This window comes from Methylobacterium sp. E-005 (genome assembly GCF_022829725.1).
In the GTDB taxonomy this organism is placed as follows: domain Bacteria; phylum Pseudomonadota; class Alphaproteobacteria; order Rhizobiales; family Beijerinckiaceae; genus Methylobacterium.
Genome location: NZ_JAKSYG010000097.1, coordinates 1 through 21959, shown reverse-complemented (window position 1 = coordinate 21959; position 21959 = coordinate 1). Strand labels below are relative to the sequence as shown.

The 21959-nt window shown below is 67.7% G+C and carries 16 protein-coding genes, 1 tRNA gene and 1 pseudogene; 2 read left to right on the top strand and 16 right to left on the bottom strand.

All coding sequences use genetic code 11. The annotated features are described in order from the left end of the window. Window positions 1-109: 109 nt before the first annotated feature. Window positions 110-985 (top strand): LysR family transcriptional regulator, encoded by an 876-nt coding sequence (locus tag MKK88_RS11285; RefSeq protein ID WP_243999670.1) that lies wholly within the window; start codon window positions 110-112, stop codon window positions 983-985. Between the two features lie 293 nt (window positions 986-1278). Here the strand turns inward: MKK88_RS11285 and greA are convergent, their stop codons facing one another. After that, the gene (greA, locus tag MKK88_RS11280; protein WP_243999668.1) at window positions 1279-1752 is read right to left on the bottom strand and encodes a transcription elongation factor GreA; all 474 of its coding nucleotides are present in this window, start codon (window positions 1750-1752) and stop codon (window positions 1279-1281) included. A 108-nt stretch (window positions 1753-1860) separates the two neighbouring features. Here greA and MKK88_RS11275 point away from each other — a divergent pair, with 108 nt between their 5' ends. Then, complete coding sequence (locus tag MKK88_RS11275; protein ID WP_243999666.1) at window positions 1861-2670, top strand: class I SAM-dependent methyltransferase; 810 nt, start codon at window positions 1861-1863, stop codon at window positions 2668-2670. A 10-nt stretch (window positions 2671-2680) separates the two neighbouring features. On the opposite strand, the gene MKK88_RS11270 is transcribed toward MKK88_RS11275, so the two are convergent. The 15 genes and pseudogenes from MKK88_RS11270 to tuf all read right to left on the bottom strand — a co-directional run. Then, the gene (locus MKK88_RS11270) at window positions 2681-3667 is read right to left on the bottom strand and encodes an MDR family oxidoreductase (protein WP_243999664.1); all 987 of its coding nucleotides are present in this window, start codon (window positions 3665-3667) and stop codon (window positions 2681-2683) included. 67 nt (window positions 3668-3734) lie between these two features. Continuing rightward, a complete protein-coding gene (locus MKK88_RS11265; protein ID WP_243999662.1) occupies window positions 3735-4322 on the bottom strand; it encodes a hypothetical protein in 588 nt (195 codons plus the stop codon). Between the two features lie 212 nt (window positions 4323-4534). Beyond that, complete coding sequence (locus tag MKK88_RS11260; RefSeq protein ID WP_243999660.1) at window positions 4535-5632, bottom strand: cell wall hydrolase; 1098 nt, start codon at window positions 5630-5632, stop codon at window positions 4535-4537. Between the two features lie 408 nt (window positions 5633-6040). Then, window positions 6041-10249: a DNA-directed RNA polymerase subunit beta' gene (gene rpoC / locus MKK88_RS11255; protein WP_243999658.1), complete on the bottom strand. Its 4209-nt coding sequence runs from the start codon at window positions 10247-10249 to the stop codon at window positions 6041-6043. Between the two features lie 172 nt (window positions 10250-10421). Next, window positions 10422-14546 carry a DNA-directed RNA polymerase subunit beta gene (gene rpoB / locus MKK88_RS11250; protein WP_243999656.1) on the bottom strand — a complete coding sequence of 1375 codons (4125 nt, stop codon included), beginning with the start codon at window positions 14544-14546 and terminating at the stop codon, window positions 10422-10424. Between the two features lie 243 nt (window positions 14547-14789). Then, the gene (gene rplL, locus MKK88_RS11245) at window positions 14790-15167 is read right to left on the bottom strand and encodes a 50S ribosomal protein L7/L12 (RefSeq protein ID WP_210030145.1); all 378 of its coding nucleotides are present in this window, start codon (window positions 15165-15167) and stop codon (window positions 14790-14792) included. A 48-nt stretch (window positions 15168-15215) separates the two neighbouring features. Further along, window positions 15216-15734 (bottom strand): 50S ribosomal protein L10, encoded by a 519-nt coding sequence (rplJ, locus tag MKK88_RS11240; protein WP_243999654.1) that lies wholly within the window; start codon window positions 15732-15734, stop codon window positions 15216-15218. A 526-nt stretch (window positions 15735-16260) separates the two neighbouring features. Continuing rightward, window positions 16261-17904, bottom strand: a complete 1644-nt coding sequence (locus MKK88_RS11235; RefSeq protein WP_243999652.1) for a B12-binding domain-containing radical SAM protein — start codon at window positions 17902-17904, stop codon at window positions 16261-16263. Window positions 17905-18037: 133 nt separating this feature from the next. Then, window positions 18038-18736 carry a 50S ribosomal protein L1 gene (rplA, locus tag MKK88_RS11230; RefSeq protein ID WP_043348287.1) on the bottom strand — a complete coding sequence of 233 codons (699 nt, stop codon included), beginning with the start codon at window positions 18734-18736 and terminating at the stop codon, window positions 18038-18040. 11 nt (window positions 18737-18747) lie between these two features. After that, on the bottom strand, window positions 18748-19197 hold the full coding sequence (rplK, locus tag MKK88_RS11225) for a 50S ribosomal protein L11 (RefSeq protein ID WP_043385646.1): 450 nt from the start codon (window positions 19195-19197) through the stop codon (window positions 18748-18750). A 216-nt stretch (window positions 19198-19413) separates the two neighbouring features. Continuing rightward, window positions 19414-19947, bottom strand: coding sequence for a transcription termination/antitermination protein NusG (gene nusG / locus MKK88_RS11220; RefSeq protein WP_091721608.1), 534 nt, complete (start codon window positions 19945-19947; stop codon window positions 19414-19416). Between the two features lie 57 nt (window positions 19948-20004). Then, complete coding sequence (secE, locus tag MKK88_RS11215) at window positions 20005-20301, bottom strand: preprotein translocase subunit SecE (protein ID WP_243999649.1); 297 nt, start codon at window positions 20299-20301, stop codon at window positions 20005-20007. Between the two features lie 180 nt (window positions 20302-20481). Next, window positions 20482-20558: transfer RNA gene (locus MKK88_RS11210), tRNA-Trp, on the bottom strand. 211 nt (window positions 20559-20769) lie between these two features. Beyond that, window positions 20770-21660: a hypothetical protein gene (locus MKK88_RS11205; protein WP_243999647.1), complete on the bottom strand. Its 891-nt coding sequence runs from the start codon at window positions 21658-21660 to the stop codon at window positions 20770-20772. Window positions 21661-21818: 158 nt separating this feature from the next. After that, window positions 21819-21959, bottom strand: a pseudogene (gene tuf / locus MKK88_RS11200) (elongation factor Tu); the annotation flags it as partial.

The following is a 21959-nucleotide window of genomic DNA, read 5'->3' as shown; positions in this document are numbered from 1 at the left end:
CGGCCGCCCGACTCATCGGACGACGCGAAGCCGTCTCCATCGCGCGTTCCGCGTCTTGCAAAAATGCCCTACCGCGCAAACCCTACCTTGCGCAGACGCAAGGATCGCCATGCTCGATTGGGACGAGTTCCGCTTCGTCAAGGCCGTCTCCGAGCGGGGCGGCCTGACGGCGGCCGCGGCACAGCTCGGGATCAACCACTCCACCGCCTTCCGGCGGCTCACGGCGTTGGAGACCAAGCTCGGGGCGCGGCTATTCGAGCGCCTGCGGACCGGGTACGTGCCGACCCCCTGCGGCCAAGCTATGGTCGAGGCGGCGAACCGGATCGAAGCCGACGTCACCCGGTTCGAGCGCAGGGCGGCCGGCCGGAGCGAGACACCTTCCGGCGAGCTGCGCGTGACAGCGCCGACGAGCCTCGCCGTGGAGTTGCTCATGCCGATCCTGGCGGAGTTCGGCGCCCGCTATCCCGACATCCGGATCGAGCTGCTCCTGGCCGAGGCGGCGCTCAACCTGTCGCGCCGGGATGCCGATGTGGCGATCCGGGCGAGCCGCGATCCGAGCGAGACCCTGGTCGGACGCCGCCTCGCCGCGGTGGCCTGGGCCATCTACGGCCGGGCCGACCGCGACTACGGCGATCTCACGGATGAGGCCTGGGTCAGTCCGGATCCGACCGTAGCCGGCGGTACGTTCACGCGCTTCGTCGGCGCGCAGGCGGCGGCCGATCGCGTCAGGCTGCGGATCAACACGGTGACGGGGCTGGAGGCCGCGGTCGCGGCGGGTCTCGGGATCGGTCCCCTGCCCTGCTTCTCGGGCGATGCCAATCCGGCCCTGCGCCGTCTGTCGGGACCGCAGCCCGATCTCGGGGTCGATCTCTGGGTGCTGACGCATCCGGACCTGCGCCACGCCGCCCGGGTGCGCGTCTTCATGGAGCATATGGCGGAGGCGATCCTGCCCCTGCGGCCGCGCTTCGAGGGGCTGGGAGTCTGAGCGGTATCGGAATCCGACGGCTGGCAACGCGTGGCTGTGGGGCCGTGGGGAGCCTGCGACACGGAGCAGTATCGGCGCCCGGCAAGCACGACGCGCCGTTGTCCCGGCCCGCTGGAGCGACAGCGGCACCGAATCACTGGGCACGTCGCGAGGTCGCGTGCTGGATCGGAGTGGCATTCCACTGACGCTGGATGCGCCGAGGAGGGGCAGCGCAAAACCAGATCGGCGCGGCGGCTTCGCATTGCTGCCGAACACCGTTTCGGTGCAGCCGGTACGCCCCCTCGGGACGAGCCTCAGCGGATCTCGACCAACTCGACCTCGTGGCCGTTCACCTCGACCACGTCGCCCACCGTCTTGCCGGTGATCGCCCGGGCGAGCGGTGCCACGTAGGAGATCGAGCCCTTGTGCGGATCGGCCTCGTCCTCGCCGACGATGCGGAAGGTCTGGCGGGTCTCCTGGCCTGAATCGTCCGCGCGCAGCACCGTGACGGTCGAGCCGAACTGCACGGTATCGCCGCTCTTCCTCTCCACGAGTTGCGCGGTGTTCTTGCGGGCCGCCCAATAGCGCAGGTCGCGCCCGATGCGGGAATCCTCGGCCTTGTCGGTCGGATCGAGCGAAGCGACCTCTTTCTCCAGACGCGCGACCTCAGCCTCGATCTGGGCCAGGCCCTCCGGGGTCACGAAGTTGGTGTGGGGCGAGATCGGCCGGTCAGGCAGATTCTCGAATGCTTCCCCGCCCTCGGGCTCTTTGACGAATGCGACGCTCATAAAACAGGCAACACGGCTCGCATGGCAAAGGTTCCGGACGGATCGTGCCGCCTTCCCCGCTACGGCGGCGGCCGTGTACGATGCGCTCGGAATCACGCGGAGCAGCCGATGTCATCGCCATCCTCGGCCGACGCGATCGCCGCCAACCGCAGGGCTTGGGACGCCTCCGCCCCACTCCACCGCGACGCCCCGTCCTGGAAACGTCTGACAGACGGGTTTGCGGGGGATCCCGGCTTCTCCTGGTTCGATCCCCCCATGGAAGCAGCCCTTCGATCGATCGGGCTCGACGGTGCGACCGTCGCGCAGATCTGCTGCAACAACGGCCGGGAAACGGTATCGCTGATGAATCTCGGCGCCCGGGAAGCGGTCGGGTTCGACCAGTCGGAGGTGTTCCTGGATCAGGCCCGGGAACTCGCCCGGATCGCCGGGCGCGCCTGCACCTTCGTCGCGGGCGACGTGCACGCGATCGAGGCCCGGTACGACGGCGCCTTCGACCTCGTGGTGATCACGATCGGCGTCTTCGGCTGGATGCCCGATCTCGCCCGGTTCATGGCCGTGCCGGCGCGCCTGCTGCGCCCGGGCGGACGGATCCTGATCCACGAGGAGCACCCCGTGGTGAACATGTTCGAGCCGCGGGAGGACACACCCCTCCTCGTTCGGCACTCCTATTTCCGCGCCACGCCCTTCGTGGGGGAGGAGGCGATCGTGTATGGGGATGGGCCGGCGCCGCAGGTCGGACCGCATTACTGGTTCGCGCATCCCCTCGGGCGGGTGTTCGAAGCCCTCATCGGCGCAGGTCTCGTGATCGAGCGGTTCGAGGAATTTCCCGAGAACATCAGCTCGACGGCTTTCGAGCCCCTCGCCGCCGGCCGCCTGCTGCCGATGAGCTACCTGCTTCAGGCCCGGAAGAGCCGCTGAGACGGCTTTCCTACGCCACCTCCACCACAATGCGCCCCCGCACCTTGCCGGCCAGAATCTCCTCGCCGAGCCGGCCAACCTCCTCCAGGCGAACCGTGCTGGTCATGGTGGCGAGCTTGGCCAAGTCGAGGTCGCGGGCGAGCCGGGTCCAGGCCTCGCGGCGCTTCTTCTGTGGGGTGGTGACGCTGTTGATGCCCAGGAGCGAGACGCCGCGCAGGATGAACGGTGCCACCGATGTCGGCAGGTCCATGCCCTGTGCCAGTCCGCAGGCCGCCACCGCGCCGTCGGCCCGGGTCTGTGCCAACACGTTGGCGAGGGTGGTCGAGCCGACCGCGTCGATGCCCGCGGCCCAGCGCTCCTTGCCGAGGGGCTTGCCAGGCTTCGAGAGTTCCGCCCGGTCGAGGATCTCGGCGGCGCCCAGCCTCCTGAGGTAATCCGACTCGCCGTCCCGCCCCGTGGAGGCGATGACGTGCCAGCCCGCCCGCGCGAGCAGCGCCACCGCCACCGAGCCGACGCCGCCCGAGGCGCCGGTGACGATCACCGGGCCGTGGTCGGGCGTCACCCCGTGGGCGTCGAGCGCCATGCAGCACAGCATCGCGGTGTAGCCGGCGGTGCCGATCGCCATGGCCTGCTCGGGGGTGAGGCCCTGGGGCAGCGGCACCAGCCAGTCGCCCTTCACCCGGGCGCGCTGCGCGTAGGCGCCGAGATGCGTCTCGCCCACGCCCCAGCCGGTGAGCACCACTGCGTCGCCCGTCGTGTATTCGGGATGGTCCGAGCGTTCGACGATCCCGGAGAAGTCGATGCCGGGGATCATCGGGAAGCGGCGCACCACCGGCGACGTGCCGGTGAGCGCAAGCCCGTCCTTGTAGTTGAGGGTCGAATGCGTCACCCGCACGGTGACGTCGCCGTCCATCAGGTCGGCCTCGTCGAAATCCCGGAACGCGAGACTCTGGCCGGCCTCGCCCTTCTCGACCACCCAGGCCTTGAACGTCCCCATCGTCACCTCCCGTCGTTGGCGGTGAGGTGTCGCCGGGACGCCCGGAATCAAGCCGACGCGGACCGGATCAATACCCTTCGTACTGGCTGCCGTAGCTGAAGCCGAGGGCCACGCCGAGATCCGACGAGCTGGCGCCGGTCATGCCGACCGCATCCGGGATCGAGCCGATCAGCGGGCCGCCATAGGAAGCGGGGGCGTAGCCGCCGCCATAGCCGCCACCGACCGGAACCCATCCGGCCCGGGCGGGCGCCACGCGGACGCGCCGGCTCACGCTGGCATATTCCGGCGGGATCGTCTCGGGGATCGCCTGCGCGGGGCGGACCACCACGGTCCGGGTGCGCAGGGCGAAGCGCGGCGGCGTGGTGACCCAGCAGCCGATCAGCTCGCCGCCGGGGCCGCGGCTCGTCTGCCAGAACCGGCCGCCCGGCGAGACCAGCACGCGCTCCGTCACGGTATCGTAGACCGGCGGGACGGTGCGGTAGACGGTGCGCGACGGACGCACCAGCACGGTCTCCTGCACCGTGTCGTAGACCGGCGGCATGACCACGTGGCGGTAGCAGGCGCTGCCGTAGCAGCCTCCGGCCTGGACCGGTGCGGCGAGGAGCAGGCCGCCCAAGGCGGCGAGGACGAAGGTGCTGGCGACCGGCGCGGTCATGGAAATCCTCTGATACGCAATACGGCGGAAGGGGCCGCCCCTGCGGCACCCGTCTCGACGTACCAGAGGCCAGACTCGTTGCGCGGCGCGCAAGCTTTATCGGGAACGAAGGTAAAATTAACCCTTGGTTTCGACTGCTTAGGCGTCGCCTACCTAGGTAGAATTGCTCCGATCTTCATCAGGATCTCTTGTCAAATCCGGATCGGACTCCGTCAGGTCTGGCCGGCCTTGAGCTGGTAGAAGATGTGGCGGCCGATCACGTCCATCTTGCGCAAGCGCCGCGCCCAGCCCGGCCGCACGTAGTCGGCGTGGTAGTGCGTCGCCGCGCCGACCTCTGCGAGATAGGTCCGGCCCTCGATCACCGAACGGGCGATGCGGGTGGCGGATTCCCAGGCGCCGGCATCGGTGATGCGCAGCGACTTGCCTTCGCAGGCAAAGGAGAACTGGCAGCCCATGTAGTGGTGGCGGTTCTGGTAGACGACGCCGCAGACGCTCGCCGGATAGAGGCCGCTCTTCACGCGGTTCAGCACCACCTGGGCGACGGCGGCCTGCCCCGCCTCGGGCTCGCTGCGGGCCTCGAAATAGACCGCCTCCGACAGGCAGCGCTGCTCCTTGTCGAGGGATTCGGGGTCGATCAGGTCGGCGTAGCGCCGCCGCGCATCCTCCGGGACCGGCTGGGCGCTGTCGGGGCGCTCGGTGCGGATCGCGAAATCCGGCAGCGCGAGGCTTGCCGCGGCAACCTCGATCGGGATCGCGTCGGCCGGCGCCGGGGTGGTGGACGACAGGGCCACGGCGCGGGGCACCGGCGGGGTGGAGCCGTCGAAGCGCGCGGGATCGCCGTCCTCGGTCAGGTCGGCCGTCCCCGTGCCGGTGGAAGCCGCGCTGCCGGAGCCGGTGGTCAGGCCGAGATCGGGAACAGGCAGGAAGGTGGCTTCCGGCTCGGATTCCGGATCCCAGACCGCCGATCCTTGCGTGAGCACACCGGTGACGCTGCCGGTGACGTCACCGAACATCAGGGCGGCGCCGGTCTCGCGGAGGTTCACGGCTCGACGGGCGAAGCTCTCGGCCGGCGGCCGGGCGGGATTGCCCTTGCCCGCCCGCTCCACGAGGGGGAAGACATGCGCGCCGGTCTTGAACACCGTCCGGGGCAGCTCGTCGCTAAGGCGGCGCAGGGCGGATCCGATCAGGAGCGTGCCGGGCGGAAGCGGCGGGACGGTGTCGGCATCGATCAGACCAAGACGGCTCGATCCGATGGCGTTCTCCGTGCCGGCATCGGCGGTGAACGACACCAGCAGGCCGAGGCCAACCATCCAAGGGGTCATCGCGGCCGAGAGCCAGCGCAGACCCGATTCCCGTCGTCCTCGTCTCGTGCCCACGACGCCTGACCCGTACTCACGCACCCGACCCGGCCCGATCCTCCCCGTTTCCAGGGTGTTTCTGCGGCCGCCTCAGATTTATCGCCCGGTATGGTTGAGCCGTGGTTAAGGGCGGAGGGCTGCGCGTGTCTCGATACGGTCCCAGGTTGAACGCTGCCGTCGACACGGGCGGCTCCGTCTCCGCGAGCGGAGCGAAGTGACCCCGGGCAGCGGGACATCCGGTAGCGTGGCGCCGCCCTGAATTGCTTCGCTCCCAACGACGGCAGGGTCGAACAAGCCATGCCGCCATAGAAAAGGGCGGCCCGAAGGCCGCCCTCTCGCATCTCAGTCCTGCCAGCTGCCTCACTCGGCGGCGGGCGGAAGCTCCTCGACCGGGATCGCGCCGCTCTCGGCCTGCTTCTGCTGCAGGATCATCGCGTCGCGGCGGCGGGCGATGGAGCGGATATCCGCCACCATCGAACCCGTGCCGGCCGGGATGAGCGAGCCGACGATCACGTTCTCCTTCAGGCCTTCCAGGGTGTCGACCTTGCCGTTGACCGCCGCCTCGGTGAGGACGCGGGTGGTCTCCTGGAACGAGGCCGCCGAGATGAACGACTTCGTCTGCAGCGACGCCTTGGTGATGCCGAGCAGGACCGGAACGCCCTGGATCGGCTTCTTGCCCTCGGCGAGCAGCTTCTCGTTGAAGTCGGTCAGCTCCGTGCGATCGATCTGGTCACCCGAGAGGATGTCCGAGTCGCCGCCGTCGGTCACTTCGACCTTCTGCAGCATCTGCCGGACGATCACCTCGATGTGCTTGTCGTTGATCGACACGCCCTGCAGCCGGTAGACCTCCTGGATCTCGTTGACGAGGTAGGCCGCGAGTTCCTCCACGCCCTTGATCGCCAGGATGTCGTGCGGCGCCGGGTTTCCGTCGACGATGTAATCGCCGAGTTCGACCACGTCCCCATCCTGCAGGTGGATGTGCTTGCCCTTCGGGATCAGGTACTCGACCGCCTCCGAGCCGTCATGCGGCGTCAGCGTGAGCCGACGCTTGTTCTTGTAGTCGCGGCCGAACGCGATGGTCCCCGACTTCTCGGCGATGATCGCGGCGTCCTTCGGGCGCCTTGCCTCGAACAGCTCGGCCACCCGCGGCAGACCGCCGGTGATGTCGCGGGTCTTGGCCGAATCGGTCGAGACGCGGGCCAGGATGTCGCCGGCATTGACCTTCGCCCCCGGATCGAAGCCGATGATGGCGTCGACCGGCAGGAAGTAGCGGGCGTCCGAGCCGCGGGGCAGCTTGAGCGCCTTGCCGTCCCGGTCGACCACAACCATCGCGGGCTTCAGGTCCGAGGTCCGGGCCGAACCGCGCCAGTCGACGACGACGCGCTTGGCGATGCCGGTCGACTCGTCGGTGGTCTCGGTCATGGACTGGCCGTCGACCAGATCCTCATAGGCCACGATGCCGTCGACCTCGGTGAGGATCGGGCGGGTGTAGGGATCCCACTCGGCGATCCGCTGCCCGCGCTTGATCTTGTCACCCTCGTCGACCCGGAGCTTGGCGCCGTATTGCAGGCGGTGGACCGCCCGCTCGACCCCGTCCGACCCGACGACCACCACCGCCACGTTGCGGCCGGTGGCGATCAGATCGCCATCGGAGTTCTTGGCGATCGCGCGGTTGCGGATCTTGATCGTGCCCTCGAAGCTCGACTCGATGAAGGACGAGTCGGCGATCTGAGCCGCACCACCGATGTGGAAGGTGCGCATCGTGAGCTGCGTGCCCGGCTCGCCGATCGACTGCGCCGCGATGACGCCGACGGCCTCGCCCATGTTGACGGGCGTGCCGCGGGCGAGATCGCGCCCGTAGCAGGTGGCACAGACGCCGCTCTTGGTCGCGCAGACCAGCACCGAGCGGATCTTCACCTCCTGGATGCCGGCGGCGTTGATCGCCGGCAGGTGCCGCTCCTCGATGGTCTCGCCGGTCTTGACGATCACCGTGCCGTCGGCCGCCACCAGATCCTCGGCCGTCGCGCGGCCCAGGATGCGGGTGGCGAGCGTCGCCACGACCTGACCGGCATCCACGATGGCGCGCATCTTGATGCCGTTGGTCGTGCCGCAATCGACCTCGCGGATCACGGCGTCCTGGGCCACGTCGACGAGGCGGCGGGTCAGGTAGCCGGAATTGGCGGTCTTCAGCGCGGTGTCGGCTAGGCCCTTACGGGCACCGTGCGTGGAGTTGAAGTACTCCAGAACGTCCAGGCCTTCCTTGAAGTTCGAGATGATCGGCGTCTCGATGATCTCGCCCGACGGCTTGGCCATAAGGCCGCGCATCGCCGCGAGCTGCTTCATCTGGGCAGGCGAGCCACGGGCACCCGAGTGGCTCATCATGTAGATCGAGTTGACCTGCTTGTCGGCCCCGTGCTCGTCCTTCTGGACGGCCGAGATCCGGCCCATCATCTCGGCGGCCAGCTTGTCCGAGCACTTGGCCCAGGCATCGACCACCTTGTTGTACTTCTCGCCCTGGGTGATCAGGCCGTCGTTGTACTGCTGCTCGTAATCCTTCACGAGCGCGCGGGTCGTGTCGACGATCGACCACTTGTTCTCCGGCACGACCATGTCGTCCTTGCCGAACGAGATGCCGGCCTTGAACGCATGGTTGAAGCCGAGCGCCATGATCCGATCACAGAAGATCACCGACTCCTTCTGACCGCAGTGGCGGTAGACGGTGTCGATCATCGCCGAGATCTCCTTCTTGGTCATCAGCTTGTTGACGACGTCGAAGGGCACCTTGGCGTGCTTCGGCAGGGCGCCGGACAGGATCACCCGGCCCGGGGTGGTCTCGTAGGTCTTGGTCAGGGGCTGATTGTCCGGGCCGATGCCGGTCCAGCGCCACTTGATCTTGGTGTGCAGCGACACGGCCTTGGCGGCCAAGGCGTGCTCCAGCTCGCCCATGTCGCCGTAGACGCCCTGCATCGGGTTCTTAGCGTTGTCGGCCTTGTACTCGCCCGGCGCGCCTTCGGCCACGATCGACAGGTAGTAGAGGCCGAGCACGATATCCTGCGACGGCACGATGATCGGCTGACCGTTGGCCGGGTGCAGGATGTTGTTGGTCGACATCATGAGGACGCGCGCTTCCAGCTGCGCCTCGAGCGACAGCGGGACGTGGACGGCCATCTGGTCGCCGTCGAAGTCGGCGTTGAACGCGGCGCAGACCAGCGGGTGGAGCTGGATCGCCTTGCCCTCGATCAGCTTCGGCTCGAAGGCCTGGATGCCGAGGCGGTGGAGCGTCGGCGCGCGGTTCAGCATCACCGGGTGCTCGCGGATCACCTCATCGAGGATGTCCCAGACCTCCGGCTTTTCCTTTTCGACCAATTTCTTGGCTTGCTTCACCGTGGCGGAAAAGCCCTTGGCGTCGAGGCGCGCGTAGATGAACGGCTTGAACAGCTCCAAAGCCATCTTCTTGGGCAGGCCGCACTGGTGCAGCTTCAGCTCCGGGCCGACCACGATGACCGAGCGGCCCGAGTAATCGACGCGCTTGCCGAGCAGGTTCTGGCGGAACCGGCCCTGCTTGCCCTTCAGCATGTCGGCGAGCGACTTCAGCGGGCGCTTGTTGGCACCCGTGATGACCCGGCCGCGGCGGCCGTTGTCGAACAGCGCGTCGACCGCCTCCTGTAGCATCCGCTTCTCGTTGCGGATGATGATGTCGGGCGCGCGCAGCTCGATCAGCCGCTTCAGGCGGTTGTTGCGGTTGATGACGCGGCGGTACAGGTCGTTGAGGTCGGAGGTCGCGAAGCGGCCACCATCCAGCGGGACCAGCGGGCGCAGGTCCGGCGGGATCACCGGCACGACGGTGAGGATCATCCATTCCGGCTTGTTGCCGGACATCTGGAAGGCCTCGATGATCTTGAGCCGCTTCAGGAGCTTCTTGGGCTTCAGCTCCGAGGTGGTGACCGCGATCTCCTCGCGCAGATCGTTGGCGATCTTGTCGAGGTCGAGTTCCTGCAGGATGCGCCGGATGGCCTCGGCGCCGATCATGGCGGTGAACGAGTCCTCGCCGTACTCCTCCTGGGCGCGCAGGTACTCCTCCTCCGTCAGGAGCTGACGCTCCTTCAGGGGGGTGAGGCCCGGCTCGATGACGCAGTACGACTCGAAGTACAGGATCCGCTCAAGGTCCTTGAGCGCCATGTCGAGCAGCAGGCCGATGCGGCTGGGCAGCGACTTCAGGAACCAGATATGCGCGACGGGGGCGGCCAGCTCGATATGGCCCATGCGGTCGCGCCGGACGCGCGCGAGGGTGACCTCGACGCCGCACTTCTCGCAGATGACGCCCTTGTACTTCATGCGCTTGTACTTGCCGCACAAGCACTCGTAGTCCTTGATCGGCCCGAAGATACGCGCGCAGAACAGGCCGTCGCGCTCGGGCTTGAAGGTCCGGTAGTTGATGGTCTCCGGCTTCTTGATCTCGCCGTACGACCAGGAGAGGATCTTCTCCGGGGACGAGATCGAGATCTTGATCTGGTCGAAGCTGACCGGTGTGGCCTGCTGGTTGAAAAGGTTCATGACCTCTTGGTTCATGATCCGCTCCCTGTTGACGCCGGCAGCCCCGCGCCGGGCCACCGCGTCCTGAAAAAGGTCCGGCGCCGCACCCCGCGCGGGCGCTGCTCACCGTCGTCGTACCGCGGAAGGCCCCTCCCCTCCCCGCTCGACCGTGGCGGCAACACGCCGCCACGGGAGGTTTTCTGCTGGCTTACTCGGCCGCGTCGGCCGGGGGCTCGAGCTGGTCGTTGGCGGCCTTCTTGGAGGACGTCAGCTCGACGTTGAGGCCGAGCGAGCGCATCTCCTTGACGAGCACGTTGAACGACTCGGGGATGCCGGCCTCGAACGTGTCGTCGCCGCGGACGATCGCCTCGTAGACCTTGGTGCGGCCGGCCACGTCGTCCGACTTCACCGTGAGCATCTCCTGCAGCGTGTAGGCCGCGCCGTAGGCCTCCAGCGCCCAGACCTCCATCTCGCCGAAGCGCTGACCGCCGAACTGCGCCTTGCCGCCCAGCGGCTGCTGAGTGACGAGCGAGTACGGGCCGATCGACCGGGCGTGGATCTTGTCGTCCACGAGGTGGTGCAGCTTCAGCATGTAGATGTAGCCCATCGTCACCTTGCGGTCGAAGGGCTCGCCGGTCCGCCCGTCATAGAGCGTTGACTGCGCCGAGCGGTCGAGACCGGCCATCTCCAGCATCTGCTCGATGTCGGCCTCTTTGGCGCCGTTGAACACCGGGGTGGCCATCGGCACGCCGCGGCGGACGTTGTTGCCGGCCTCGGCCAGCTCCTCGTCCGTCAGGCCGTCGAGCTCGCCGGGGGAGTAGATCGCCGTCATCTCCTCCCGCAGCGGCGCGATGTCCTGGGTCTTCAGATAGGCATCCACCGCCTTCGACACCTTGCGACCCAGGCCCGCAGCCGCCCAGCCCAGATGCGTCTCCAGGATCTGGCCGACATTCATGCGCGAGGGCACGCCCAGCGGGTTGAGCACGATGTCGGCATGCGTCCCGTCCTCCAGGAACGGCATGTCCTCGATCGGCACGATCCGCGACACGACACCCTTGTTGCCGTGACGGCCGGCCATCTTGTCGCCCGGCTGGATCTTGCGCTTCACCGCCACGAAGACCTTGACCATCTTCATGACGCCGGGGGGCAGCTCGTCGCCGCGCTGCAGCTTCTCGACCTTGTCGAGGAAGCGCTGCTCCAGACGCTTCTTCGACTCGTCGTACTGCTTCTGCATCGCCTCCATCTCGGTCATGAGACGGTCCTCGATGACGGCGAACTGCCACCATTGCGAGCGCGGGTAGTCGTTGATCAGCTCGCGGGTGAGCGTGGTGTCCTTCTTGAAGCCCTTCGGGCCGGCCACCGGCGCCTGACCGATCAGCACATCCGCCAGACGGGCGTAGGTGTTGCGGTCGAGGATCGCCTGCTCGTCGTCGCGGTCCTTGGCGAGCCGCTCGATCTCCTCGCGCTCGATCGCCTGGGCGCGCTCGTCCTTGTCGACGCCGTGGCGGTTGAACACGCGGACTTCCACGATGGTCCCGGTGACGCCCGGCGGCACCCGCAGGGAGGTGTCGCGCACGTCCGAGGCCTTCTCGCCGAAGATGGCGCGGAGCAGCTTCTCCTCCGGCGTCATCGGGCTCTCGCCCTTCGGGGTGATCTTGCCGACCAGGATGTCGCCGGCATTCACCTCGGCGCCGATATAGACGATGCCGGCCTCGTCGAGGTTCTTGAGCGCTTCTTCCGAAACGTTCGGGATGTCGCGGGTGATTTCCTCCGGCCCGAGCTTGGTGTCGCGGGCCATCACCTCGAACTCCTCGATGTGGATCGAGGTGAACACGTCATCCTTCACGATCCGCTCGGAGAGCAGGATCGAGTCCTCGAAGTTGTAGCCGTTCCACGGCATGAACGCGACGAGCACGTTCCGGCCGAGCGCTAGCTCGCCGAACTCGGTCGAGGGACCGTCGGCGATGATCTCGCCCTTCTTCACGAACTCACCGACGCGGACCAGCGGCTTCTGCGTGATGCAGGTCGACTGGTTGGAGCGCTGGAACTTCTGCAGCCGATAGATGTCGACGCCGGGCTTGGTGGCGTCGGCCTCCTCGGTGGCGCGGATGACGATACGGGTGGCGTCCACCTGATCGATGATGCCGGCCCGGCGGGCCGCGATGGCGGCGCCGGAATCGCGGGCGACCACCGCCTCCATGCCGGTGCCCACGAACGGGGCGTCGGCGCGGACCAGCGGCACCGCCTGGCGCTGCATGTTCGAGCCCATGAGCGCGCGGTTGGCGTCGTCGTTCTCGAGGAACGGGATCAAGGCCGCAGCGACCGAGACGAGCTGCTTGGGCGAGACGTCCATGAGATCGACGCGCTCAGGGCCCACGACGATCACGTCGCCGGCCCGACGGCAGACCACGAGGTCCTCCGTCAGCTTCTTGTTCTCGTCCATCTGGGCATTGGCCTGGGCGACGTAGTACTTCGCCTCCTCCATGGCCGAGAGGTAGGCGACCTCGTCGGTGACCACGCCGTCGCGCACGCGGCGGAACGGGGTCTCGATGAAGCCGTACTTGTTCACCCGCGCGAAGGTGGCGAGCGAGTTGATCAGGCCGATGTTCGGGCCTTCCGGCGTCTCGATCGGGCAGATGCGGCCGTAATGGGTCGGGTGCACGTCGCGCACCTCGAAGCCGGCGCGCTCGCGGGTCAGACCGCCCGGGCCAAGCGCCGAGAGGCGGCGCTTGTGCGTCACCTCGGACAGCGGGTTGGTCTGGTCCATGAACTGCGAGAGCTGCGACGAGCCGAAGAACTCGCGCACGGCGGCGGCCGCCGGCTTCGCGTTGATCAGGTCCTGCGGCATGACCGTGTCGATATCGACCTGGCTCATGCGCTCGCGGATGGCGCGCTCCATGCGCAGGAGGCCCAGGCGGTACTGGTTCTCCATGAGCTCGCCCACCGAGCGGACGCGGCGGTTGCCGAGGTGGTCGATGTCGTCGACCTCGCCCTTGCCGTCGCGGAGCTCCACCAGCGCCTTGACCACCGCCAGCATGTCCTCCTTGCGGAGGGTGCGGACCGTGTCGGCGGCGTCGAGGTCGAGGCGCATGTTCATCTTCACGCGGCCGACCGCCGAGAGGTCGTAGCGCTCGGAATCGAAGAACAGCGAGTGGAACATCGCCTCGGCGGTGTCGAGGGTCGGCGGCTCGCCCGGGCGCATGACCCGGTAGATGTCGAACAGCGCGCCCTCGCGGCCGGAATTCTTGTCCACCGCCAGGGTGTTGCGGATGTAGGGACCGACATTGACGTGATCGATGTCGAGCACCGGCAGCTCGGTGGTGCCGACATCCTCGAGGCTCTTCAGGAGCTTCTCGGAGATCTCCTCGCCGGCCTCGGCCCAGATCTCACCGGTCTGGGCGTTGACCAGATCCTCGGCGATGTACTGGCCGACGAGATCCTCGTCGGTCGCCTTGAGGAACTTGGTGCCCTTCTCGGTGATCTGGCGGGCGTTGCGGGCGTTGAGCTTCTTGCCGGCCTCGAGCACGACCTCGCCGGAATCGGCGTCGATCAGGTCGACGGTCGCCTTCATGCCCTTCATGCGCTCGGCATCGAACGGCACGCGCCACTCGGCACCGTCCCGGTCGTAGACGACCCTGTTGTAGAAGGTCGACAGGATCTCCTCGCCGTCGAGGCCGAGGGCATAGAGCAGCGACGTCGCCGGCAGCTTGCGCTTCCGGTCGATGCGGACGTGCACGATGTCCTTGGCGTCGAACTCGACGTCGAGCCAGGAACCCCGGTACGGGATTATGCGGGCGGCGAACAGGAGCTTGCCCGAGGAATGGGTCTTGCCCTTGTCGTGGTCGAAGAACACGCCCGGCGAGCGGTGCATCTGCGAGACGATGACGCGCTCGGTGCCGTTGACGATGAAGGTGCCGTTCTCCGTCATCAGGGGCATGTCGCCCATGTAGACGTCCTGCTCCTTGATGTCCTTGACCGACTTGGCCTGGGTGTCGGGATCGACATCGAACACGATCAGGCGGAGCGTGACCTTCAGCGGGGCCGCGAAGGTGATGCCGCGCTGGCGGCACTCGTCCACGTCGTATTTCGGCTGCTCGAAGGTGTAGCGGACGAACTCCAGAAGGGCCGTGGCGGCGAAGTCGGAGATCGGGAAGACCGACTTGAACACGCTCTGCAGCCCCTCGTCGCCGCGCCCGCCTTCGGGCTCGTCGACCATCAGGAACTGGTCGTAGGACGCCTTCTGAACCTCGATGAGGTTCGGCATCTCGGCAACTTCCTTGATCTTGCCGAAGAACTTCCGAATGCGCTTGCGACCGACCAGCGTGTTGGCCATGTGACCTCGCTCCTACCCGCGTGCCTCGCGCCCGGGGAAGCGTCCCCGAAGGAACCTCCCGCGCCGGGCCGTGACGCGCGCCCCGCCGAGCCGCGCCACCGAACCGAATCTTCTGCCGGTCCCTTCCGGGACCATCCGCCGAAGCGGCCTAAAGCCCGCGGGTGCTGACCCGCGGGCTCCGGTCACGACAGGCTCGCGAGGAGCCTCCGTGGAGTGATGGGCCGGAACCAGCCCATCGTCGACTTACTTGAGCTCGACCTTGGCGCCAGCCTTCTCGAGCTGGGCCTTGAGCTTCTCGGCCTCGTCCTTGGCAACGCCTTCCTTGACCGGCTTCGGCGCGCCCTCGACGAGGTCCTTGGCTTCCTTGAGGCCGAGGCCGGTGATCGCGCGGACCTCCTTGATGACCTCGATCTTCTTGTCGCCGGCGGCGGCGAGGACGACCGTGAACTCGGTCTGCTCCTCGACGGCGGCAGCGCCACCACCGGCGGCCGGGCCAGCGGCCACGGCGACGGCAGCAGCGGCCGAGACGCCCCACTTCTCTTCGAGCATCTTGGCCAGGTCGGCGGCCTCGAGAACGGTCAGCGAGGACAGGTCGTCGACGAGCTTGGCGAGATCAGCCATGGTGAATTCCTCTCAATATCGGTTCGAACGGATGGTTTTTGAAGGGCCTCAGGCGGCCTCGTCCTTCTTGGCATAGGCCCCGAACACGCGGGCGAGCTTGGAAGCCGGCGCGTTGACGACCTGAGCGATCTTGGTCGCGGGCGCCTGCACGAGGCCCACGATCTTCGCGCGCAGTTCGTCGAGGGACGGAAGCGAGGCCAGAGCCTTCACGCCGTCCGGGTTCAGGGCGGTCGTTCCCATCGCGCCGCCGAGGATCACGAGCTTGTCGTTAGCCTTGGCGAAATCGACCGCGACCTTGGCGGCTGCGACCGGATCGCCGGAATAGGCGAGCAGGGTCGGGCCCTTCAGGAGCGGCTTGATGGAGGCGACGTCCGTGCCATCGAGTGCGATGCCGGCGAGGCTGTTCTTGGCGACCTTCACGGTGGCGCCGGCCTGCTTCATCTGCGAACGCAGCTTCTGCATGTCGGCGACCGTGAGGCCCTTGTAGTGGGCCACGACGACGACGGCGCTCTGATTGAACACGCCGTTGAGCGTCGAGACGAGATCAGCTTTTGCTGTCCGGTCCACTGGGCTCTCTCCGGTTGGCGGAACCCGGTTTCGGGTCCGCCGGTTGCACATGCCGCCCGGACGTGATCTCGGCCGTAAGACCGGGAACGTCCGAACGACGCTTCGCGGCCCTGTCCCCGCGCGGCCCCTGGAGGCCGCCTCGGGCGAGTTGGTTCAAACCGACAGCCCCTCCGCGGCGCGAGCCGCAGCGAGGCATTTTCGAATTCGGTCTTCCCCGTCTGTGCAGGCTGGCGGATTAAGCCGGCGAACCGGCACCTGCAGTCTCGGACAGGACATGGCCGGACAAGGCTCCGAGGGGCTTTTGGCCCCGGGGATCCGTCCGGCCAGTGCCACCCGGTTGCCCGGGCGACATTTCGAGCGGAAACCGGCCGATCGGCCGTTCTCCTTCCGTAAGGATCAAATGCGTGAGGCGCGGTGTATAGAGCCTAGCAAGCCGCCTGCCAAGGGCCGAAGCGCGACTTTTCCGCCGCAGGCAAGGGCTTGATGAGAAGCCCCGCTGCGATTGCCTCACTCGGCGCGCCCTGGGCTACGCCGCCTCGCGCTCCGGCACCAGCTTCCGCCGAGCCGCCTCCCACCAGCTGCGGTCGCGGGCTTCCTTCGCCTCGGCGGCCTTGGCGGCATAGAACGAGGCGTTGTGCTCGCCGCGCAGGGCTTCGCGGGTGAAGCGGATCAGGTGGTGGGCCACGAAGCCCATGTTGAACACCGCCTCGATCTGCCCGCGCTTCAGCGCGTAGCCCGCCGCGCTCCAGAACGGCTTGCGATAGTCCGAAAAAATCCCGACCCGGGTGATGATGTTGAAGCCCAGGATCAGGCCCCGGCGCAGGTTGGTGAAGGTGAGCTTGCCGGCGGTCGGCGTCGTGATGCGGTTCGGGTAGGTCACCGCGCATTGGTGCTTGAACCGCTCGAAGATCTGTTCCGGCTCATAGGCATGCGCGATCGCCCGGCGCCAGCTGCTGACCACCGAATCGTGGGGCCGCTTGAACAGCACGTTCGATTCGAGGCTCGCATCGTGCAGGAGCCGCCCCTCGCGCTCCAGCCGGTCCCAGAGCGGGGTCTTGGGCAGGGCCTGGAGCAGGTTGATGGTCAGGACCGGGATCGCTGACCGGTCGATGAAGTCGATCAGGTTCTGCTCGGATTTATCCGTGTCGGAATCGAGCCCCAGGATGATGCCCGAGGTCACCTCCAGCCCGTAGGAATTCAGCGTCTCGATCGCCTCGTACATCGGCACGGCGGCGTTGTGGGTCTTGTCGATGCCCTTGAGCGCCTCCGCCTCCGGGGTCTCGATGCCGACGAACACCGTCATGAAGTTGGCCTGCCGCATCAGCTCGAGGATCTCGGGCTGCTTGGCCATGTTCAGCGTCGCCTCGCAGGCGAACTGGAGCGGGTAATCGTTCTTCTTCTGCCATGCCACGAGGTGCGGCAGCATCTCGCGGGTCGCCTTGCGGTTGGCGATGAAATTGTCGTCGACGAAATAGACCACCGCGGGATGGCCCGGCTGGCTGATGATGGCGTCGAGCTCGGCGCACATCTGCTCGGGGCTCTTCAGCCGCGGCTGGCGGCCGTAGAGCTGCGGGATGTCGCAGAACTCGCAGCGATACGGGCAGCCCGACGAGAATTGCAGGGAGCCGATCAGGTAGCGCTTGAGCGGCGCCGCCTCGTAGGCCGGGGCCGGGAAGTCGGCGAGCGCGAGCCGGTCCTTGGTCTCCAGCACCAACTGGGCGGGCGGCGGCGTCAGGTCGGCGTCGAGGCGGGCGACGAGCTGGTCGGTGGCGTCGCCGATCTCGCCGATATGGAGGTAGTCGAAGTCGCCGTACTTCTCCGGCGCGCCCGAGACCGAGGGGCCGCCCAGCACCGTGACCTTCCCGGCCGCGTGGGCGCGGTCGCGGATGTCGTGGATCTGCGGCTCCTGGATGTGCATGCCGGAGACGAACACCGCGTCGGCCCAGGCGAAGTCGGCCGGGCCTGCGCGGCGGATATTCTCATCGATGAACCGGCATTCCCACGCCTCCGGCATGTAGGCTGCGATCAGCAGCAGCCCCTGCGGCGGCATGAACGCCTTCACCCCGCCCATCAGTGGGTAGGCGTGGGAGAACGTCCCGAAGGACGGCGTGTAGGCGGGGAAGACGCACAGGATGCGTCGCTTGGAGGAGACCGTCAGGGTGCATCGCATGGCGGCCTATCTAGCACAGCCGTGCGCGTTGGCGCCCCCCTCCGTGGTTGAGAATGACGTGAGGGACGCTCGAACGGAAAACGCCCGGCCGTTTCCGACCGGGCGCTCCGCAGCGTGGACGAGTCGTCTTGCCTCAGGCGGTCAGAACCGTGTTCGGCTCGACCTTCACGCCCGGGCCCATCGTCGAAGTGACGGCGATGCGCTGAACGTAGGTGCCCTTGGCGCCCGCGGGCTTCGCCTTGGCGACGGCGTCCGCGAAGGCCTTGATGTTCTCGACGAGCTTGTCGGCGTCGAACGAGACCTTGCCGACGCCCGCATGGACGATGCCGGCCTTCTCGACGCGGAACTCCACCGAGCCGCCCTTGGCGCCGGCGACGGCGCCCTTCACGTCCATGGTGACGGTGCCGACCTTCGGGTTCGGCATCAGGCCGCGCGGGCCCAGTACCTTACCCAGACGGCCGACCAGCGGCATCATGTCCGGGGTCGCGATGCAGCGATCGAACTCGATCTTGCCGCTCTGCACGATCTCCAGGAGATCCTCGGCGCCGACGATATCGGCACCCGCCGCCTTGGCGTCGTCCGCCTTGGCGCCGCGGGCGAACACCGCGACCCGCACCGTCCGGCCGGAACCGTTCGGCAGGTTGCAGACGCCGCGGACCATCTGGTCGGCGTGGCGGGGATCGACGCCGAGGTTCATGGAGACCTCGACGGTCTCGTCGAACTTCGCGGTCGCCCGCTCCTTCACCAGCTTGATCGCCTCGTCGAGGGGATAGAGCTTGGTGACCTCGATGCCCTCGCGGGCGGCGCGGATGCGCTTGCCTTCCTTAGCCATGCTGTCCTCCCTCAGGCCGTCACTTCGAGGCCCATGGCCCGGGCGGAGCCGCGGATCATGGCAACGGCCGACTCGATCGAGTCGCAGTTGAGGTCGGGCATCTTCTTCTCGGCGATCTCGCGCAGCTGCGCCTCGGAGATCTTGCCGACGGTCGGGCCCTTGCCCGGGGTCTTCGAGCCGGAGGCCGGCTTCTTGCCGATCTTCAGGCCGACAGCCTTCTTCAGGAAGAAGGTGACCGGGGGCTGCTTCATCTCGAAGGTGAAGGAGCGGTCCTGATACGCGGTGATGATCACCGGGATCGGGGTGCCCTTCTCCATCTGCGCGGTCTTCGCGTTGAAGGCCTTGCAGAATTCCATGATGTTGAGGCCGCGCTGACCGAGCGCGGGGCCGATCGGCGGCGACGGGTTCGCCGCGCCGGCCGGGACCTGAAGCTTCACGTAGCCCGTGATCTTCTTCGCCATGGGACTGCTCCCAATGAGAATCCGCCCCCACGCGGCCTGAAGCGCGGCGGGTCGGACGGTTGCAGGTCGCGGTGCGATCCGGCGATCCCGGAGGCGAGGCCGGGCGGATCTCCCGCGGATGGTGCCGCATCCCCAGCGGGATGCGGCGGCTTCACGGCCGCCGCTCAGCGCCGGCCGGAAAAATCGGCAACCCGGGGGCTGCCGAAATCAGGAGGCTCAGGCCTTCTCGACCTGGGCGTATTCGAGCTCCACCGGGGTGGCCCGGCCGAAGATCGACACCGCCACCTTGAGACGCGAGCGGGCCTCGTCGATTTCCTCGACGGTGCCGTTGAAGCTGGCGAACGGGCCGTCGGCGACCCGGACGGTCTCGCCGATCTCGAAGGAGACCGACGGCTTCGGCCGGTCGACGCCCTCGGCAACCTGACCCTTGATCCGCTCGGCCTCAGCGTCCGGGATCGGCACCGGCTTCGATTTGTCGGCGCCCAGGAAGCCCGTGACCTTCGGGGTGTTCTTGATGAGGTGGTAGACCTCGTCGGTGAGGTCGCACTTCACCAGAACGTAGCCGGGGAAGAACTTGCGCTCGGCATCGACCTTCCGGCCGCGGCGCACCTCCACGACCTTCTCGATCGGGACCATCACCTCGTCGAACAGCTCGGTCAGCCCGCGCTGGGCCGCCTGGTCCTTGATGGACTGCGCGACCTTGTTCTCGAAGTTCGAGTAGGCGTGGACGATGTACCAGCGCTTCGACACGGTTCCGTTCAACTCCGATACGTCTGCGAGGTCTCCCTCGTCCAATAGTACCCGGCCTCAGAGGCCCAGGATCAGGCCGACCACGAAGCGCAGGGCCTGATCCACCACCGTGAAGAACAGGCTCGCGGCCACCACCATCACGAACACCATGATGGTGGTGATGGTGGTCTCGCGGCGGGATGGCCACGTGACCTTGCGGGCCTCGTCGCGGACCTGGGCGAAGAACTCGCCCGGCGTGGCGCGCTTCTGCGGCGCCCGGGCCGGGGTCACCGGACGGGCCGGCGGCGGGTTCGCGGGGCCGCGGGCCGCGCCGCGCACCAGGTCCACCTTCTTGGTCGCTTCGTTCGATGCCATGGCGCCAGTGTCTGTGCGTGTTCGGCCCCGGGCAGAGACCGCTCCGGGAACACGAATGACGGCGCCGAGGACCCGGATGGGCCCGCACCGACGGTCGCTTCAGATCTCGGATTGCGCCCGCTCTAACGCAACTCCGCGGCCTTGTCGACCGGGCCGCCGCGCGGGATCGGGCAGGATGTCTGGCAGGAGTGGAGGGACTCGAACCCGCAACCTCCGGTTTTGGAGACCGGCGCTCTGACCAGTTGAGCTACACTCCTAGCGCGTTGCCCAATGCCTCATCGCGGCCCGGCTTGCAAGGGGTTCGGCGGCCGGAGCGGGGTCGGAGGGCCGGAAATCGCCGCCCTCGATGCCAGCCGGATCGGGATGCGCCCGGCGAAGGGCCCAAGACTCCGGATCCGATACAGCGCCGTCGCAGCCGATCGGCCGGCGGCAATGCGCGGCGACCGCGAACTGCGCGCCCACCGCAGATCAGCGGCCGTGATCCGCCCGCTCCATCCTGTTCAGCGGCCGGACTTGGTGACCGTCGTAGCGGAACAGTTCGTCACTGCGGCCGTACGGGCCCTCGCGCAGGGAACGCGTGGCTTCGGCGGCCAAGTCGCGCCGGGCCGGGCTGTCCGAGGGCCATGCGAGGAGCAGGTTGCGGGTCGGTCCGACCAGCGTGATGCTGTCTGACTTTAGGGCGTGCCGGATCTCGTCGAGATAGGACGGTACGAGCAGCCGCGCGATGGCGAAGTCGTCGCCGGGATCGGCCATGGTGAACAGGGGCGCACCGTCCCCGAGCATCAACTGGAACGGCGCGTCCCGCGAGGTCGCCGCTAGGTTCGCGACGGCCGCCGTCTCCACCTCTGCGGGATCGACCCGCCAGCCCGCGAGCATCTCGCGGGTCACGTACTGATAGCGATTCGGCTCGTCGAGCACGTAGACCACGTGCAGCGTCTCGGAAAACCGGCGATGCGCGAGCATCGTGTATTGCTGGAGGATCTCGTCCGGCACGAGTTGCGGGCGCAGGCGCGACCGGACCGCCGCGAAGTTGCCTGTGTCCGGCGCGGGGGCGGCCCTCGCCAAGGCAACGGCGAGGAACTCCTCGACCTCCCGCCGGCGTTCGGTTTCGGAGAGGCCGTGGACGCCCTGATACAGATTTGTCAGGTCGATCGTCTTCGTGCCGACGCTGAGCTGCGCCGGATCCGCCTCCAGACGGACCTCCACCCCCGGCCGAATGCCCTGGATCAGCGCAGCAACTTCCGCGCGGAAGCGCCCGTCGGTCAACGCATCACCCCGGGCTGCACCGGTCAGGACCGCCGCGCCCACACAGATCAGGACAAGAAAATACCCGGCCCGGAGAATGGAACCCACCGACATCCGAGTCTCCCCCAAGACAAGGCAGAGACAGGACAAAGCAACGCCGGCGCTCCGTCAAGACGAAGGCCGGCGTGATGCACATCGATCTGGGTCGATACCCGCCGCAGACAGGGCGGGATACCTGTGGCCCGGCGCGACATGCGCCGGGCCTTGCAGGCTCAGTCGTTGATGGCGGCGACGACGCCGGCACCGACGGTGCGGCCGCCCTCGCGGATGGCGAAGCGCAGCTTCTCCTCCATGGCCACCGGCACGATCAGCGCCACGTCCATCGTCACGCTGTCGCCCGGCATCACCATCTC

Excerpts from the sequence above, each read along its gene's own strand:
- rplL (WP_210030145.1), bottom strand. The coding sequence starts at position 15,167 with ATGGCTGATCTCGCCAAGCTCGTCGACGACCTGTCCTCGCTGACCGTT.
- MKK88_RS11285 (WP_243999670.1), top strand. The coding sequence starts at position 110 with ATGCTCGATTGGGACGAGTTCCGCTTCGTCAAGGCCGTCTCCGAGCGG.
- rpoB (WP_243999656.1), bottom strand. The coding sequence starts at position 14,546 with ATGGCCAACACGCTGGTCGGTCGCAAGCGCATTCGGAAGTTCTTCGGC.
- MKK88_RS11270 (WP_243999664.1), bottom strand. The coding sequence starts at position 3,667 with ATGGGGACGTTCAAGGCCTGGGTGGTCGAGAAGGGCGAGGCCGGCCAG.
- secE (WP_243999649.1), bottom strand. The coding sequence starts at position 20,301 with ATGGCATCGAACGAAGCGACCAAGAAGGTGGACCTGGTGCGCGGCGCG.
- rpoC (WP_243999658.1), bottom strand. The coding sequence starts at position 10,249 with ATGAACCAAGAGGTCATGAACCTTTTCAACCAGCAGGCCACACCGGTC.
- MKK88_RS11265 (WP_243999662.1), bottom strand. The coding sequence starts at position 4,322 with ATGACCGCGCCGGTCGCCAGCACCTTCGTCCTCGCCGCCTTGGGCGGC.
- MKK88_RS11235 (WP_243999652.1), bottom strand. The coding sequence starts at position 17,904 with ATGCGATGCACCCTGACGGTCTCCTCCAAGCGACGCATCCTGTGCGTC.
- MKK88_RS11260 (WP_243999660.1), bottom strand. The coding sequence starts at position 5,632 with ATGGTTGGCCTCGGCCTGCTGGTGTCGTTCACCGCCGATGCCGGCACG.
- greA (WP_243999668.1), bottom strand. The coding sequence starts at position 1,752 with ATGAGCGTCGCATTCGTCAAAGAGCCCGAGGGCGGGGAAGCATTCGAG.
- rplK (WP_043385646.1), bottom strand. The coding sequence starts at position 19,197 with ATGGCGAAGAAGATCACGGGCTACGTGAAGCTTCAGGTCCCGGCCGGC.
- MKK88_RS11275 (WP_243999666.1), top strand. The coding sequence starts at position 1,861 with ATGTCATCGCCATCCTCGGCCGACGCGATCGCCGCCAACCGCAGGGCT.
- MKK88_RS11205 (WP_243999647.1), bottom strand. The coding sequence starts at position 21,660 with ATGTCGGTGGGTTCCATTCTCCGGGCCGGGTATTTTCTTGTCCTGATC.
- rplA (WP_043348287.1), bottom strand. The coding sequence starts at position 18,736 with ATGGCTAAGGAAGGCAAGCGCATCCGCGCCGCCCGCGAGGGCATCGAG.